Origin of the sequence: Petralouisia muris, assembly GCF_004793545.1 — a bacterium.
Lineage (GTDB): Bacteria > Bacillota > Clostridia > Lachnospirales > Lachnospiraceae > Petralouisia > Petralouisia muris.
The window spans coordinates 24,490-38,927 of the sequence record NZ_SRYA01000003.1; the positions used below are offsets into that span (position 1 = coordinate 24,490).

Annotated in this window: 10 protein-coding genes, 1 tRNA gene and 2 pseudogenes; 9 read left to right on the forward strand and 4 right to left on the reverse strand. The window is 43.2% G+C overall.

Translation table 11 applies throughout. The features are described from left to right. Nucleotides 1–209: 209 nt before the first annotated feature. Nucleotides 210–2,063 (reverse strand): annotated as a pseudogene (locus E5329_RS02025) (methyl-accepting chemotaxis protein); the annotation flags it as partial. Nucleotides 2,064–2,102: 39 nt separating this feature from the next. After that, nucleotides 2,103–3,074 carry a sugar ABC transporter substrate-binding protein gene (locus tag E5329_RS02030; protein ID WP_135987921.1) on the reverse strand — a complete coding sequence of 324 codons (972 nt, stop codon included), beginning with the start codon at nucleotides 3,072–3,074 and terminating at the stop codon, nucleotides 2,103–2,105. A 221-nt stretch (nucleotides 3,075–3,295) separates the two neighbouring features. Between E5329_RS02030 and E5329_RS02035 the strand changes: the two genes are divergently transcribed. The 7 genes from E5329_RS02035 (at nucleotide 3,296) to E5329_RS02065 (ending at nucleotide 10,677) form a co-directional block, all read left to right on the forward strand. Then, a complete protein-coding gene (locus tag E5329_RS02035) occupies nucleotides 3,296–4,828 on the forward strand; it encodes a methyl-accepting chemotaxis protein (RefSeq protein ID WP_135987922.1) in 1,533 nt (510 codons plus the stop codon). 30 nt (nucleotides 4,829–4,858) lie between these two features. Continuing rightward, nucleotides 4,859–5,359: a 5-(carboxyamino)imidazole ribonucleotide mutase gene (gene purE / locus E5329_RS02040; RefSeq protein WP_135988028.1), complete on the forward strand. Its 501-nt coding sequence runs from the start codon at nucleotides 4,859–4,861 to the stop codon at nucleotides 5,357–5,359. 11 nt (nucleotides 5,360–5,370) lie between these two features. Next, entirely contained in the window at nucleotides 5,371–6,396 is a 1,026-nt protein-coding gene (gene purM / locus E5329_RS02045) for a phosphoribosylformylglycinamidine cyclo-ligase (protein ID WP_135987923.1), read from the forward strand. Next, complete coding sequence (gene purN / locus E5329_RS02050; RefSeq protein ID WP_135987924.1) at nucleotides 6,390–7,028, forward strand: phosphoribosylglycinamide formyltransferase; 639 nt, start codon at nucleotides 6,390–6,392, stop codon at nucleotides 7,026–7,028. The genes purM and purN overlap by 7 nt, the downstream gene beginning before the upstream one ends. A gap of 59 nt (nucleotides 7,029–7,087) precedes the next feature. Then, nucleotides 7,088–8,365 (forward strand): phosphoribosylamine--glycine ligase, encoded by a 1,278-nt coding sequence (purD, locus tag E5329_RS02055; RefSeq protein ID WP_135987925.1) that lies wholly within the window; start codon nucleotides 7,088–7,090, stop codon nucleotides 8,363–8,365. A gap of 284 nt (nucleotides 8,366–8,649) precedes the next feature. Further along, nucleotides 8,650–9,354, forward strand: a complete 705-nt coding sequence (vanR, locus tag E5329_RS02060; RefSeq protein ID WP_135987926.1) for a VanR-ABDEGLN family response regulator transcription factor — start codon at nucleotides 8,650–8,652, stop codon at nucleotides 9,352–9,354. Between the two features lie 156 nt (nucleotides 9,355–9,510). Continuing rightward, the gene (locus E5329_RS02065; protein ID WP_135988029.1) at nucleotides 9,511–10,677 is read left to right on the forward strand and encodes a sensor histidine kinase; all 1,167 of its coding nucleotides are present in this window, start codon (nucleotides 9,511–9,513) and stop codon (nucleotides 10,675–10,677) included. A gap of 66 nt (nucleotides 10,678–10,743) precedes the next feature. On the opposite strand, the gene E5329_RS02070 is transcribed toward E5329_RS02065, so the two are convergent. Then, nucleotides 10,744–10,817, reverse strand: a tRNA-Val gene (locus E5329_RS02070). 165 nt (nucleotides 10,818–10,982) lie between these two features. Here E5329_RS02070 and E5329_RS02075 point away from each other — a divergent pair. After that, nucleotides 10,983–11,618 carry a TetR/AcrR family transcriptional regulator gene (locus E5329_RS02075; RefSeq protein ID WP_275442922.1) on the forward strand — a complete coding sequence of 212 codons (636 nt, stop codon included), beginning with the start codon at nucleotides 10,983–10,985 and terminating at the stop codon, nucleotides 11,616–11,618. A gap of 220 nt (nucleotides 11,619–11,838) precedes the next feature. Continuing rightward, nucleotides 11,839–12,211, forward strand: a pseudogene (locus tag E5329_RS02080) (TnpV protein). A gap of 1,372 nt (nucleotides 12,212–13,583) precedes the next feature. Here E5329_RS02080 and E5329_RS02085 read toward each other — a convergent pair. Further along, nucleotides 13,584–14,129: a hypothetical protein gene (locus tag E5329_RS02085; RefSeq protein ID WP_135987927.1), complete on the reverse strand. Its 546-nt coding sequence runs from the start codon at nucleotides 14,127–14,129 to the stop codon at nucleotides 13,584–13,586. Nucleotides 14,130–14,438: the final 309 nt, after the last annotated feature.

Consider the following 14,438-nt stretch of genomic DNA (forward strand, 5'->3'; position numbering starts at 1 on the left):
AATAGACATTTCTGTGCTGTCTTGCATGGCGATTCAAATTATACTTTAAAGGTTTTTATTTGCGTTTCCAGTTCTTCGGCTGATGTTGTTAATTCTTTTGATTCTTTTGCCACGGTTTCACTGTTTAGCATTAAATTGTCTGTCTGTTCTACCAGAACGTCTGAAGAGGCAAGGATTGCCTGGGAGCTGTCTGCCTGTTCTTCTGAAATGGCGGCAACATCCTTTGCAACATTTTCCACTTGATTTACCTTGCGCATCATTTGCTGCGCTAAATCTCCAACGGTAACAATATTTTCAAAAATGTTGTCATAAGTTTTTACTGCGTTTCCAATTAATGCGCTGCTGGCATTGATATTGTCGACGTTGTTTTTTGCTAAGTTGATGACGTCTCCAATCAGTTTTTTTATTTCCAGGACCAGATTATCTATGTGGTTGACAGAGTTCATGCTTGTCTGTGCCAGTTTGCCGATCTCTGTCGCCACAACGGCAAAGCCTTTACCCGCTTCACCTGCGTGCGCCGCTTCGATGGAGGCGTTTAAGGACAGCAGGTTTGTTTCTGTTGCAATTTCACCAATTACTTTTGTAATGTCTGTAATTTCTTCTGATGCATTTCCTACATTGTCAATGGCATACTGCAATTGGCGTACCGATTGGTTGATTGTTTGCATTGAAGCATCCACGTTCTGCATGATGTCCTTACCCTTTTGGGATATGACGATAGTTTCCTGCATTTTCCCATTCATGCCGTCGCCGTCATTTTTGGTTTCCGCGACAAGAGCTGCAAGGGTTGTAGCGTTTTGTGCAACCTCGCTGACAGAAACAGACAATTGTTCTACCGTCATATTGAGTTCTTTCATTGACAGGTTCTGTTTTTTCGATGCATGGAACATTTGGCTGGATATTTCGTTGCTGTTGTCCGCCTGGTGGTGCAAGGTATGGGAAACATTGTCAATTGAGGCAATCATGGTGCGCATTGTGTCTATAAATTTGTTGACGCATCGGCTCATAATACCGATTTCATCGCTGTTTTCGTCATTGCTGTGGATGGTAAAATCTCCTTCTGTCATAGAGGATATGACAGTTGTCAGGCGTTTTACCGGACTGATTACAATATGTACGATTCTTTCAAGCAGCAGCATCAGGACAAATACAGAAATGATGCCGAAAATCGCCGTAATATTCCGAAGATGATCCAAATCTTTGTATACCGTTCTGGCGGGGACATAGGACACAAGGAGCCAATCTGTTCCTGCAACTTCTTCCAGGACAGATATGTTTCCGTCCAGTTCCATTAAGCCAGTTTCATTTTGTGAAATTTTATCTGCCAGCTTTTTCATAAAAGCATCTTCTGATTCGCTTAATTTTTGCGAAATCAGCTTCGTATCACGGGAAGCGAGGATTGTGCCGTCTTCCATATTAATTAATAATGATTCAGCGTCTTCCATTTTTACAAAGCTGCTGACGTATACGCTGATTGTATCTAAAGATAAATCGGCGGAAAGGATGCGTATATTCTCTGAAGACGTCCTCAGCATGCCGCATGCGCTGATGACCTGTTTGCCCTCTTCATTTGCATATGCATTGGTATAGTCCAGGTTTACTCTGGTCAGTCCGTCCTGAAACCACTCGGTCTGCTGAATGCCGGCAGAGCCAGCCAAATCCGGCTGGTCCGCCGTGGCGGTGGATATGTCTGCATCTTGCGCCGGCTTTGATTTAAAGAGAAAACCCTTGGAGTCAGCAACACACAGCCCTTCTGGATAGTTGCTGTCGAAGTTATAATAGGCGTCTAAAAAATGCTGCAGCTGTTGATCGTCAAAGTCCATCTCTTCCAGCGTTTGCTTTGCAACGCTGATGGAAGTCAGATTCTGGCTCAGCCATGCTTCAATTTCAGCGGCCTGGCTCTCTACAGACGTCTTTAAAAGCTTATGGGCGTCTGACTTTATTACGTTTCTGGATACATAGTAGGACAAGCCGATAAGGATAATGATAATAGCAAGTATTACAGGCAGAAGGATGCCTAACAATTTTATTTTTATGGAAATAAATTTTCTTTTTTCTGTCATTTGGATTTCCTCCGGGTATGTGCTTTTGGGCGATTAAATTTACTGATATTGCGTTACATTTTGGCTGTCTACTTTTTCAAAAGGAATCAGGATGTATTTTCCATCTTCGGAAGCGCCTTCTATATTACTGATGGATTGGCCGGAAGCCAGTATTTCTGCCGCTTCTACAGCAGCGCTGATCTGGGCGGACATAGGCTGGTATACCGTGAAATCCATCTTTTTGTCGATGATAGCCTGACATCCGGCTGCGGAAGCGTCTACGCCCAGAAATAAAACAGAATCAATGTCTGCCCCTGCCTCCTCAAATGCGGCAAGTCCTCCAAGAGCCATATCGTCATTGTTTGCCGCTACACAGTCCACAGGTTTTCCTGTTTTGAGAAACAGACTTGTCAGTTCCCGGGCAGTATCTGAACTCCAGCCTGCGTAATCTTCAAATACATAATTAATTTTCTTTCCGCTGGCTTTCAGAGTCTGTTTCAGTCCGTTTGTCCGGCCGATGGTGCCGGACGCTCCTTTGGGCCCTTTTAATATCGCCACGTTGATTTCATCTCTGTCCCGGAATTGTTCCAGAATATATTCAGCCTGGTATTGCCCTGCCATAAATTCATCGGATGCAACATATATATAGCGATCTTTTTCTAATTGGCTGCTGTCCGGCGCATTATTGATAAATACAATTGGGGTGCCGCCTGCGGCGGCTTTCACTGCAGTGACGGTGTCAGGAGAAACCAGGCCGCATAAAAGGACGTCATACCCATCTGCGACAGCGCTTTTAATCTGTGAATTCTGCGCTTCAACAGAATTTTCTGCGTAGCCTGTTTCAAAAGCGGAGCCATAGGATGCGGCTTGTTCCTGCAGCTGGCTTGCCCATCCTTCATAATAGTCTCCGCTTTCAATTGCGGCGTAATAGATTTTTACATTGCTGCCATTGGTATTTTCTTTCTGCTGGCATCCGCAGAATAAAGCGAAAATTGTTATGGCCGAACATATAATGCTTAATTTTTTCTTCATAGCTTCCACCCATTCCTTTGTTTTTTTTAGTGTAGCTATTTTTCGGAAAAGCATATACCAGATTAATTCAAAAAATGTCATATACATGATGTGAGTATATAAGGAATTGGCTGTAGACCGGAAAGGAAAAGAGGTTTTATTTTAAAAAAGTGGCTGTTTCATTATGAGAAAAAGTGTGATAGAATATCAAAAGAGAAAAATATGCTACGGAGGGATACCAAATGGAGGAGAGAAAAAATAATGAACCGGCAGTGGAAGTCAATCAGACAGTGCGGAAATACAGTGAGAAACCGATTCGGGACGCCAAGGCAAATCAGACAGTGCTTCTGCTGATGTCATTTATGGATATACCGTTAACCCTGGCTCTGCTGATGCAGTTTACAGCGAAAGATGTTTCCTATGGGAAAGCGGCAATTGTGCCAATTGCCATTACGCTTTTGGGGACGCTCGTGAGCTGGGGAATCTATGTGAAGGACAAGTCCAAAGAGGCTTTAAGATATGTAATGCTTGGCAGTTTTTTAATTGGCTGGGGTTATATGATGCTGACAGAAAAAAGCGTTCTTGCCTGTACTTATATATTTCCGATTATGTTTGCATTGATTCTCTATTATGACAGGAAACTGGAGAAGCGGGCATTTGGGGGAATTATGCTATTCATGGTGCTGCGGGGCGTTTCACTGGCAGTTACCGGAAGCCTGATAGGAGATGATCTGACGTTAGTCAGTGTCTGCACTGGTATTGTGGTAACCCTTTCCTACCATATTACGGCAAGGGCGGCCAAAGATTTTGACCATGATACCATATGGTCGATCAAGGATGAACAGGCAAGGCAGAATATGATGATGGAGGATATTATCCGTATTTCAGAGGCGGTGACCTCAGAAGTGGGATATACCGACAGCCTTGTGGAGAATCTGCGGAATTCTTCCCAGGTGGTACATAATTCCATTCAGGAAATTTCTGTCAGCACTCAGATTACGGCGGAAAGCGTGCAGGAGCAGACGCAGATGACTTCCCAGATTAAAGACGCCATTGAGGAGACGGCAGAAAACGCCAGGATTATGGTGGAGGCAGCCGAGGCGTCTGCCCGTATGGCCGAAGAAAGCATGGATATGATGAACCAGATGCGGGCCGGCGCAGAAACCATTGGAGAAACGAACTCCCATGTAGCAGAATCCATGTCTCAGCTTCAGGATAAGGCAAAGGAGGTAGAGCAGATTACAGAGGTTATTTTTGAGATTTCCAGTCAGACCAATCTACTGGCCTTAAATGCATCCATAGAGAGCGCCAGAGCAGGAGAAGCAGGCCGGGGATTTGCAGTGGTTGCGGAGCAGATTCGGGAATTGTCTGAGCAGACCAGGAAATCTACGGAACAGATTGCCGGGATTGTGAAAGAACTGAATACCAACGCCCAGGATGCTGTTGATATTGTAGGGGTTTCCATTGAAGCCAGCAAGAAGCAAAATGAAATGATAGAGAATACTGCCGGAGGATTTATGGCAATCCGCGATAATGTGGAGACTTTGACCCAGAGAATTGGAGATATTGATTCCAAGATTAATCATCTGGTTCATTCCAATGATAAAATTATTGAAAGTATCAGCCAGTTGTCGGCCACCAGCCAGCAGGTTTCTGCAAGCGCCTCTGAGGCAGAGGAACGGAGCCAGCAGAACCAGATGGAGGCACAGGAAGCCAAGAAGCTTTTGAACAGTGTGCAGGAGATTGTACAGGGGTTTGCAAAATATCAGAATTAAAAATATATTTAGATAAAGGAGAGATACATGATGGCAAAAGTAGGTATTGTAATGGGCAGTGACTCAGATATGCCAGTGATGGCGAAAGCAGCAGATATTTTGGAGGAGCTGGGAATTGAGTATGAAATGAAGATTATCTCAGCCCACAGGGAACCGGATGTGTTTTTTGAATACGCCAGAACCGCAGAGGAAAGAGGATTTAAGGTGATTATTGCAGGGGCAGGAATGGCAGCCCATCTGCCTGGGATGTGCGCCGCAATTTTTCCAATGCCTGTGATTGGGATTCCAATGCACACAACATCGTTAGGGGGCAGGGATTCCCTGTATTCTATTGTACAGATGCCTTCCGGCATTCCGGTGGCGACAGTGGCAATCAACGGAGGGGCCAATGCAGGGCTTCTGGCGGCAAAGATTTTGGCGACTTCGGATGAAGCGCTGCTTGGCAGGCTGAAAGATTACTCCAGGACATTAAAAGAGCAGGTGGAAGCGAAGGACGCCCATCTTCAGGAAGTGGGATATCAGAATTATTAGGAGGAAAAAGAATGGATTATAAGAATTCAGGCGTAGATATTGAGGCAGGCTACAAGTCTGTGGAACTGATGAAAAAGCATGTGCAGCAGACCATGCGGTCGGAGGTGCTGACCGGATTAGGCGGATTTTCCGGTGCCTTTTCCATGGAGAAGTTCAAAGATATGGAAAAACCCACGCTGGTATCCGGCACAGACGGAGTGGGAACGAAGCTGAAGTTGGCGTTTTTGCTGGACAAGCATGACACAATAGGAATTGACTGTGTGGCAATGTGTGTCAATGACATTGCGTGTGCAGGCGGAGAACCCCTGTTTTTCCTGGATTATATTGCATGCGGAAAGAATTATCCTGAAAAAATTGCTACTATTGTCAGCGGTGTGGCCGAAGGGTGCATTCAAAGCGGCGCAGCCCTGATTGGAGGAGAGACGGCGGAAATGCCTGGCTTTTATCCGGAAGAAGAATACGATCTTGCCGGATTTGCAGTAGGAGTAGTGGATGAAAAAGATATTATTACCGGAAAAGAGTTAAAGGCAGGGGATGTGCTGCTTGGCATGGCAAGCTCTGGCGTTCATTCCAATGGATTTTCCCTGGTGAGGAAAATATTTAAAATGGACCAGGAAACCTTGAATACTTATCAGGAAGAACTGGGGAAAACTCTTGGGGAAGCACTGCTTGCACCCACTAAAATCTATGTAAAAGCCCTTCGTTCAGTAAAAGAAGCAGGCATTCGCATCAAAGCCTGCAGCCATATTACTGGAGGCGGCTTCTATGAAAATGTGCCCAGAATGCTGCCGGAAGGGAAGCATGCGGTGATTGAGAAAAACAGTTATGACATTCCGCCCATCTTCGGAATGATGGCAAGGGAGGGTCATGTGGAAGAGAAAATGATGTATAATACTTACAATATGGGAATCGGCATGGTACTGGCAGTAGATCCCAAAGATAAAGAGAAGGCCCTAAAGGCAATCCAGGAAGCAGGAGAAACGGCTTATGTTATCGGCAGAGTGGAAGATGGAGAGAAAGGGGTTACCTTATGCTGAAAATTGTAATCTGTGTGTCCGGCGGCGGTACAAACCTGCAGGCAATTATAGACGGCATTGAGCGCGGAATCATTACCAATACAGGCATTGCCGCAGTGATCAGCAATAATCCGGGGGCTTACGCCCTGGAGCGGGCCAGAAACCATGGAATCGAAGGGGTATGCATTTCTCCGAAAGAATTTGCCGATCGGGAACGCTTTAATCAGGCGTTTTTAGAGAAGCTGGACAGTTACCAGGCGGATTTGGTGGTGCTTGCCGGTTTTTTGGTAGTATTGCCGGAAATGATGATCAAGAAGTATCGGAATCGGATTATCAATATTCATCCTTCGCTGATTCCTTCCTTTTGCGGCAAGGGTTATTATGGACTGAAGGTGCATGAGGGCGTATTGGAACGGGGAGTGAAGGTAACAGGCGCAACCGTGCATTTTGTGGACGAGGGAACTGATACCGGTCCCATTATTCTGCAGCAGCCGGTGCTGGTGGAACAGGATGATACGCCAGAACTCCTGCAGCGGCGGGTGATGGAGCAGGCGGAATGGAAAATACTGCCCCAGGCCATTGATTTGATTGCCAATGATAAAATCCAGGTGGAAGGCGGCAAAGTTCTGGTTCAGGATGCTCCTGTGGAATAGTCTGGATTCGATGCAGAATTATCCTAATAATATATAGGAACAGGAAGAAGGAGATTGGAATGAAAGTATTAATTGTAGGAAGCGGCGGACGGGAGCATGCGATTGCAGCAAGCGCCGCAAAAAGTCCGAAGGTAGATAAAATATATTGCGCGCCGGGAAATGCAGGCATCGGGCAGATTGCGGAATGTGTGCCTATCGGCGCTATGGAATTTGATAAGCTGGCGGCTTTTGCCAAGGAGCGGCAGATCGATTTTACCATTATCGGCATGGATGATCCTCTGGTGGGCGGGATCGTAGATGTATTTGAGGCAGAGGGACTGAAGGTGTTCGGACCCAGGAAAAATGCCGCAATCCTGGAAGGCAGCAAAGCATTTTCCAAGGATTTAATGAAGAAATACAACATCCCCACAGCCGGTTATGAGACCTTTGACGATCCGAAGAAAGCTCTGGCCTATCTGGAAACGGCAAAGACGCCAATTGTCTTAAAGGCAGACGGTTTGGCTCTGGGAAAAGGCGTGTTAATCTGCAATTCTCTGGAAGAAGCCAAAGCCGGCGTGAAAGAAATTATGGAGGATAAGAAATTCGGCTCTGCCGGAAACCATATGGTGGTGGAAGAATTTATGACAGGCCGGGAAGTGTCCGTGCTGTCTTTTGTAGACGGAAAAACCATCAAAATCATGTCTTCCGCCCAGGATCACAAACGCGCCAAGGACGGAGATCAGGGTTTGAATACAGGCGGAATGGGAACCTTTTCCCCCAGTCCGTTCTATACGAAGGAAGTGGATGAATTCTGCCGAAAATATATTTACCAGGCCACTGTGGACGCTATGGCTGCTGAGGGACGTCCCTTTACCGGAATTATTTTCTTCGGCCTGATGCTGACAGAAGAAGGGCCGAAGGTATTGGAATACAATGCCCGTTTCGGCGATCCGGAGGCTCAGGTGGTTCTGCCCAGAATGAAAAACGACATGATTGAGGTGATGGAAGCCTGTGTGGAAGGAAGGCTGTCAGAAATTGATCTGCAGTTTGAAGAGAATGCAGCAGTCTGCGTGGTTTTGGCTTCCGACGGCTATCCTGTATCCTATGAGAAAGGGTTTGAAATCAAGGGTCTGGAGAAGTTTAATCAGGAAGAGGGCTATTACTGCTTCCATGCCGGGACAGCCTTAAAGGATGGGAAGATTGTGACAAACGGAGGCCGCGTCCTTGGAATCACTGCCAAGGGAAAGGATTTGAAGGAGGCCCGGGCCAATGCCTATAAGGCTGCCGAATGGGCGGAATTTGACAATAAATACATGAGAAATGATATTGGAAAAGCCATTGACGAGATAAAAGAATAGAAAAATGGGGCTGTCGGGAAATGATATTTTTACATAATATATGGTTGTGACATCGAAAGAATCTCAAGATATATTGTGGGAAATCTGTTATTTTCCGACAGCTCCTTCATTTTCTGCGCCAGAGCGACGCCGGCTTGCGCAAGAAAATCCTGAAGAATACCTGAACGCCATGGGACAGAATTAATGAAATTTTAATACTTTTAAAGAAAATAAAACAAGAATTTCCCCAGGGTCTTTGCTATAATAGTTTTGACAATATTCGATCTTCAGGAAAGGGTAATGATATGAAAGACAGAATTCTGGTAGTAGATGATGAAAAAGAAATTGCCGATCTGGTGGCTTTTTATCTGGAAAGCGAAACCTTTGAGGTGGTGACCTGCTATTCGGCGGAGACAGCCCTGCAAAATGTGTCCCAGCGGGAATTTGACCTTGCCATACTGGATATTATGCTGCCGGGCGTCAACGGGTTTGAGATATGTAAAATGATCAGAGAAAGCCATAATTACCCGGTGATTATGCTGACGGCAAAGGATGAGGAGATTGATAAAATCCGCGGCCTGATGCTGGGGGCTGACGACTATATGACAAAGCCGTTCCGGCCTTTGGAGCTGGTGGCCCGTGTCAAAGCCCAGCTTCGCCGATATAAACGCTATAACAATTCCCCGGTCCCGGAAGCCCAGGACAGTTCCCTCCTGGTGCACGGCGGTCTTGTGATGAATGTAAAAACCCATGAATGCCAGTTGGATGAAAAGCCTCTGGTGCTGACCCCGACGGAGTTTTCCATTTTGAAAATTCTCTGTGAGCGGAAGGGAGAAGTGGTTAGCTCCGAAGAATTATTTCACGGCGTATGGAAGGATGAATATTACAGTAAGAGCAATAATACCATAACAGTGCATATCCGCCATCTGCGGGAGAAAATGAAGGATTCCGTAGAGCATCCCAAGTACATCAAAACAATCTGGGGAGTGGGGTATAAAATTGAAAACTGATCCATCAAACAGGAGGAAAGGGGAAAATCCGGGAATATGGGCAAAATAGATTTGGGCAAATTCGATTTCAGGAAAAAAAGCGAAACTCCTTTTCGCAGGTTCCGGACAAAAAGAAAGAAAAATTCCGCTTATTCCAAATTGATTTTTCGGATATTTATGCAGACCTTTGCCATTGTGATATTGACATTTTTAATTATTTCCACCTTGTACAGACGTTTCTGGTTCCGCAGAGTAGGGGACTGGATTGTGCAGTTTTTGCAGGATGCATTTGAACTGGAATTGTTGGATGCACTGAATATTTATCAATATGGCCTGAGAGAGAATTCCTGGCTGTTTATTTTCGGGGCGGTGACGGTTTGCTTTCTGGTGCTGTTTCGGATTTCCTTGTCCTGGTTTGTCCGATATTTTAACGAGATAGACGCTGCGCTGGACAAGCTGATTCAGGGGGACAATAAAGAGATTAATCTGACCCCGGAAATGGCGCCGATGGAGCGGAAATTAAACGCCCTGCGCCAGACTTTGGAAAAGCGCGAGCTGGAATCCAGGCTTTCTGAAGAACGGAAAAATAATCTTGTGATGTATCTGGCCCATGATATCCGAACCCCTCTTACCTCAGTTATTGGTTATTTAAGCCTTTTGGAAGAAGCGCCGGACATGCCTATGGAGCAAAAGGCCAAGTATGTGCATATTACACTGGAAAAAGCGAATCGGTTGGAACAGCTGATCAATGAATTTTTTGAAATAACCAGATATAATATACAGGAAATCGTATTGGAAAAAGAAGAAATTGATTTGTATTATATGCTGCTGCAGATGCTGGAGGAATTCTATCCCCTTCTGGAAGAGAAAGGGAACCGTGCAGTGCTTCACAGCGATGAAAATGTGAGCATTTACGGAGATCCGGTGAAGCTGGCAAGAGTGTTTAACAATATTCTGAAAAATGCTGTCGCCTATAGCTACAGGAATACTCAGATCGACATTTTTGTGGAAGAAATATATACGGAAGCTGCAGGCGTAAAGGCCGCAAAAGATTTCTCTGTAAATCATACTGAGCTGGGAGATACAGGGGAGAATGAAAAACGGCAGCCAAAGACAATTATCATTACTTTTCAGAATCAGGGGAAAACAATTCCCAGAGAAAAGCTGGAATCGCTTTTTGATAAATTCTATCGAATGGATGAGGCAAGGAATTCCAATACGGGAGGCGCCGGATTAGGGCTCGCCATTGCGAAAGAGATTGTTACAAGGCACGGCGGAATAATATTTGCGGAGAGTGAGAAGGAACAGATCATCTTTCGGGTGGAGCTGCCGGTGGAAGGATGACAATTCAGCTTATGTAAAATGAATAGTGCAGTAGAAATGACATCAAAATGTAATGGAAATAAAAAATGGAAGCAATGGGGCTCGAACCCATGACCTCTCGCGTGTGAGGCGAACGCTCATCCCGGCTGAGCTATGCTTCCATACTATTTATTATAACACTATCATTTGAAAATGCAAGAAGTTGTTTCATAAATTTTTGACCCTGTTTTTCTGTCAGTCTTTTTCCAAAAATTCAAGGGCTTTCTTTTGAAAAAAGTATTGTCAACAACAGTATTAAAGTGTATAATTTCAAAAGAAACTGTAAATTGGGCAAACCATTTATTTTTGGAGGGAGCGTGGTCATTCTGGATGATACCAGAACTCGAATTATTTTTGCAACGATGAAGGTCGTGCGGCAATATGGCCTGGAAGGGGCACGCATCCAAAACGTCAGCAATCTGGCGGGAATTTCACCCGGAGCGTTGTACCGTTACTTTGAAAGTAAAGATCAGCTGCTGATAGAGTGCTTTACATATGTGGATAAACGGGCTGCGTCAATTTTCGATCATCTGAAGTTTGAACCCCAGATGATGCTTACAGATCCCTTGGGGGCAATAAAGAACCTGTGGCAGCCTTACTTTCAGTTTTGGGTGAAGCATCCGGATGAAACTATTTTTTATCACCGTTTTCGGGACAGCGCCTTTTTTCCGAGATTTGATAAGTGCCGGGATGCGTCTTATTTTAATTCCTTTGCGGGGATGGTTCACGATTTTCTGGAAGCATTTCCAAATCTGAGACAGATGAATCAGGATCTTTTGTGGCTCCATGTACTTAGTTCCACGGTAATGTACGCCAAATACGTGGTAGAGGGAGTTCTCACGGATAATCAGGAGACTGAGGATACAGTATTTCAACTGCTGACGACAGGTCTGAGCGGTTATCTGAAATTGGAGAACTGCTAAGGGCGGGCGGTTCAAAAATAGCTTTTAATATTGCTTGCTTTTTCTTCGACAGCACCGCTCAGAAATTAAAAGTTATTTCTGAACGGTTCCTAAGGAAAAGAGCAATAAAAACTGCCGCTGAAGAGCAGCGTTCTATAAGAAAGTTAAAACCAAAGGACTTTGTAATCAGCCAGAATGATTGGATTGTAGGCAAATTCAAATCATATGGAGGAATTATAAAATGCCAAAGACAATTTTTGAAAAATTAGGCTGTAAATATATAAGGCAAGGTGACTATATAATCCCATGCTTAACTGTATCCACTGAAGAAGAACATTCAATAGACATATGAGGACAGCGGCGTCTGGACTATCTGTAGCAGTACCGAAAGGTTACATACGCCAATCTTCTCACAAGCGGTAAACTGAACGCCTACCTTGCTGGCATCGACAAACAAGCACAGGACGCTTTGAAAGGCTTATAGGGGACATGAAAAAGACACAAGGCATAACAGACGTCTAAAGGAAGAAAACGCTTTATAATGGACGGGAAGAATCAACAATCTTAAAGCATGTGCAATGGAAATTGTAGAGGAAGAAATAATTTACACATGAGCATGTTGTTACATTACCCCTAGCAAGTGGTTTTCTGTTTCACATATAATAAAGTAGAGCCATAAGGCTCTGCTTTATTATATGTATTTTAAATTATTTTTCCAATCTCAACCCTATAATCCGAATAAATCTACTTTCTCCCATAATGTATTCATCACCAGCAAAAACTACAAAACAAATCTCTAAAAGAGCATAGATAACCATTGCTTCGTTTGAAAGGCGATAAATATGCAGACTCAAAAATGGCTTTTGAAAGCGATGCTTTCTATTACAGCACAAATGCGCCCGCATTTTTACCTCATAAGAGGCAAGCCGTCACTATTGTGAGTAGTGGCGGCTATTTCTTTTTTCCCTTGTAAATCTGATAAATCAAATTAGCAAGGGCAACAATGAGTATTCCAATCTGAATTAAGTATGAAACCAGATAAGGATAACACTTAAAATTATGTTAAAAGCAGATAACGCAAAACGAAGAAAGATATAAGTGTTATTTCGGATAGTAAAAATGAATATTGACTTCACGAGAAAATTGCCCTTAAACAATGTCCATAGGAATAGCGAGCATCGGATTCTGCTAGCCACAATCCCAATCTAAATTCTTTTTGATGAAAAAGATAGAAGAACGTCAAATAGTATGTTATAATTTTTGTGTTGCTCACCAAAACCCGCAACAGGGAGGAGGTGTCTGAATGGAAGTTGTAATCTCTTTTTTCGTTACTGTCGTGGGCGGTGTGGTTTGCCACCTCATTGTCAAATGGCTTGATGGTAATCATAAAGGCAACAAATAGCCTACCGGGTGCTTTGCTGGTATAAAAGACAAGAAGAATCCCCAAACTGTGCTGCAACACGGTCTGGGGATTCGTTCTTTCGTCCAAATGGACTTGTAATCTCTTTTTGCCTATTGGCATTATAGCATATGTAAAAATCTTTTTCAATATGCTTTATCCTTGAGTTTCCGTATTTTTTATTTACCCTATATTTTGATGCCAAAAGCGCCTGTCACATTCAGTGACAGGTGAAAATTGCATATAGATTGCACTTGGAAAACAAGTTTTCCAGATGCAATCTTGTGCAATATGCTCTTGCTGCAATAGCAGCAGAGCCTTTTGGCATCTTGAAAATGCAAAATGCGGAAACTCAAGGCTTTATCATAAAAAATTTATCCTTATCTGGTATCCATCAAATCAGCATATGTAACATACATTGTATCGCCCTCCTTTCTTTCGTCTGGAGGGCTGTTATACCCTCCGAAAATGCAAGAGGGGTAAAGCCGCCGTGGCTCTATGGTTTTCCCATAAAGGAAGTGTAGCATACATTTTCTTGTCGTACAATCATAATATTCAGAATCAATGTAGCATTAATATATGTTTTATCATAGCTTTTCAGTTATATAGTATTCATTCTCGTTATAAAGTTTTTCAAAAAGTGACTGTTGCCAAACAGGAAAACGTGAAAAATCTTTCTTTTGAAGCATCTCCTTGTGATTTACAATTATACTTTGTTCTATCCGATATATCCTCTCTAAACATGAACCTTTGCAGCGTTCCAACACGCCTGTGTATTCTTCTCTATCTTGCGGAGAGCTTCTTCCTTTTAATATTTCCTGTAATTCATTATTATAATCATCTATTTTATCCTGATTTTCTTTTATCTCATTAAGCAAACTTTCAAGTGTTGGTCTCTGTAATGTATAGAACCCTGTTTTTTTCATGTGTTGTTTTAATTTATCAAGCACACTATTTATATTTAATTTTATAGCGTTGTGCATATTAGCTACGGGAAGAAAACATAAATTCAAACCATTCTTATCTGTAAATGTAACATGGCTGCCTTGTTCATTCCCAGTACTATCTGTATAACTATAAAAGTCACTAAAAACAAGGTATTTAAAAATATCATTTAGAAGTGATAAAGACAACGTAAAATCGTTTTTGAAAGCGTATCAGCGTTTTAATAATATTTTTTGTATTCATCGCTTGTACTATCTGCTAATTTGTTTCCTTGATTATCAAAAACATAAAAGTTTACATGGAAATCCGAACTGAATCTTCTCTTAAAATATCGGCATCAAAAAAATGCCAGATTTGATGATATGAAGTTGGATGTAAAGCAATGAGGGAAGAAGAAATTTAAAAAAACAGAAATGAATCTCTGACTACTTTTTCACAAAATTTTCACAAATTTTCCAGTATCGTGTTGACAATTTGGGGAGGGGTAACTTATCATA

Excerpts from the sequence above, each read along its gene's own strand:
- E5329_RS02030 (WP_135987921.1), bottom strand. The coding sequence starts at position 3,074 with ATGAAGAAAAAATTAAGCATTATATGTTCGGCCATAACAATTTTCGCT.
- E5329_RS02035 (WP_135987922.1), top strand. The coding sequence starts at position 3,296 with ATGGAGGAGAGAAAAAATAATGAACCGGCAGTGGAAGTCAATCAGACA.
- purE (WP_135988028.1), top strand. The coding sequence starts at position 4,859 with ATGGCAAAAGTAGGTATTGTAATGGGCAGTGACTCAGATATGCCAGTG.
- purM (WP_135987923.1), top strand. The coding sequence starts at position 5,371 with ATGGATTATAAGAATTCAGGCGTAGATATTGAGGCAGGCTACAAGTCT.
- purN (WP_135987924.1), top strand. The coding sequence starts at position 6,390 with ATGCTGAAAATTGTAATCTGTGTGTCCGGCGGCGGTACAAACCTGCAG.
- purD (WP_135987925.1), top strand. The coding sequence starts at position 7,088 with ATGAAAGTATTAATTGTAGGAAGCGGCGGACGGGAGCATGCGATTGCA.
- vanR (WP_135987926.1), top strand. The coding sequence starts at position 8,650 with ATGAAAGACAGAATTCTGGTAGTAGATGATGAAAAAGAAATTGCCGAT.
- E5329_RS02065 (WP_135988029.1), top strand. The coding sequence starts at position 9,511 with ATGCAGACCTTTGCCATTGTGATATTGACATTTTTAATTATTTCCACC.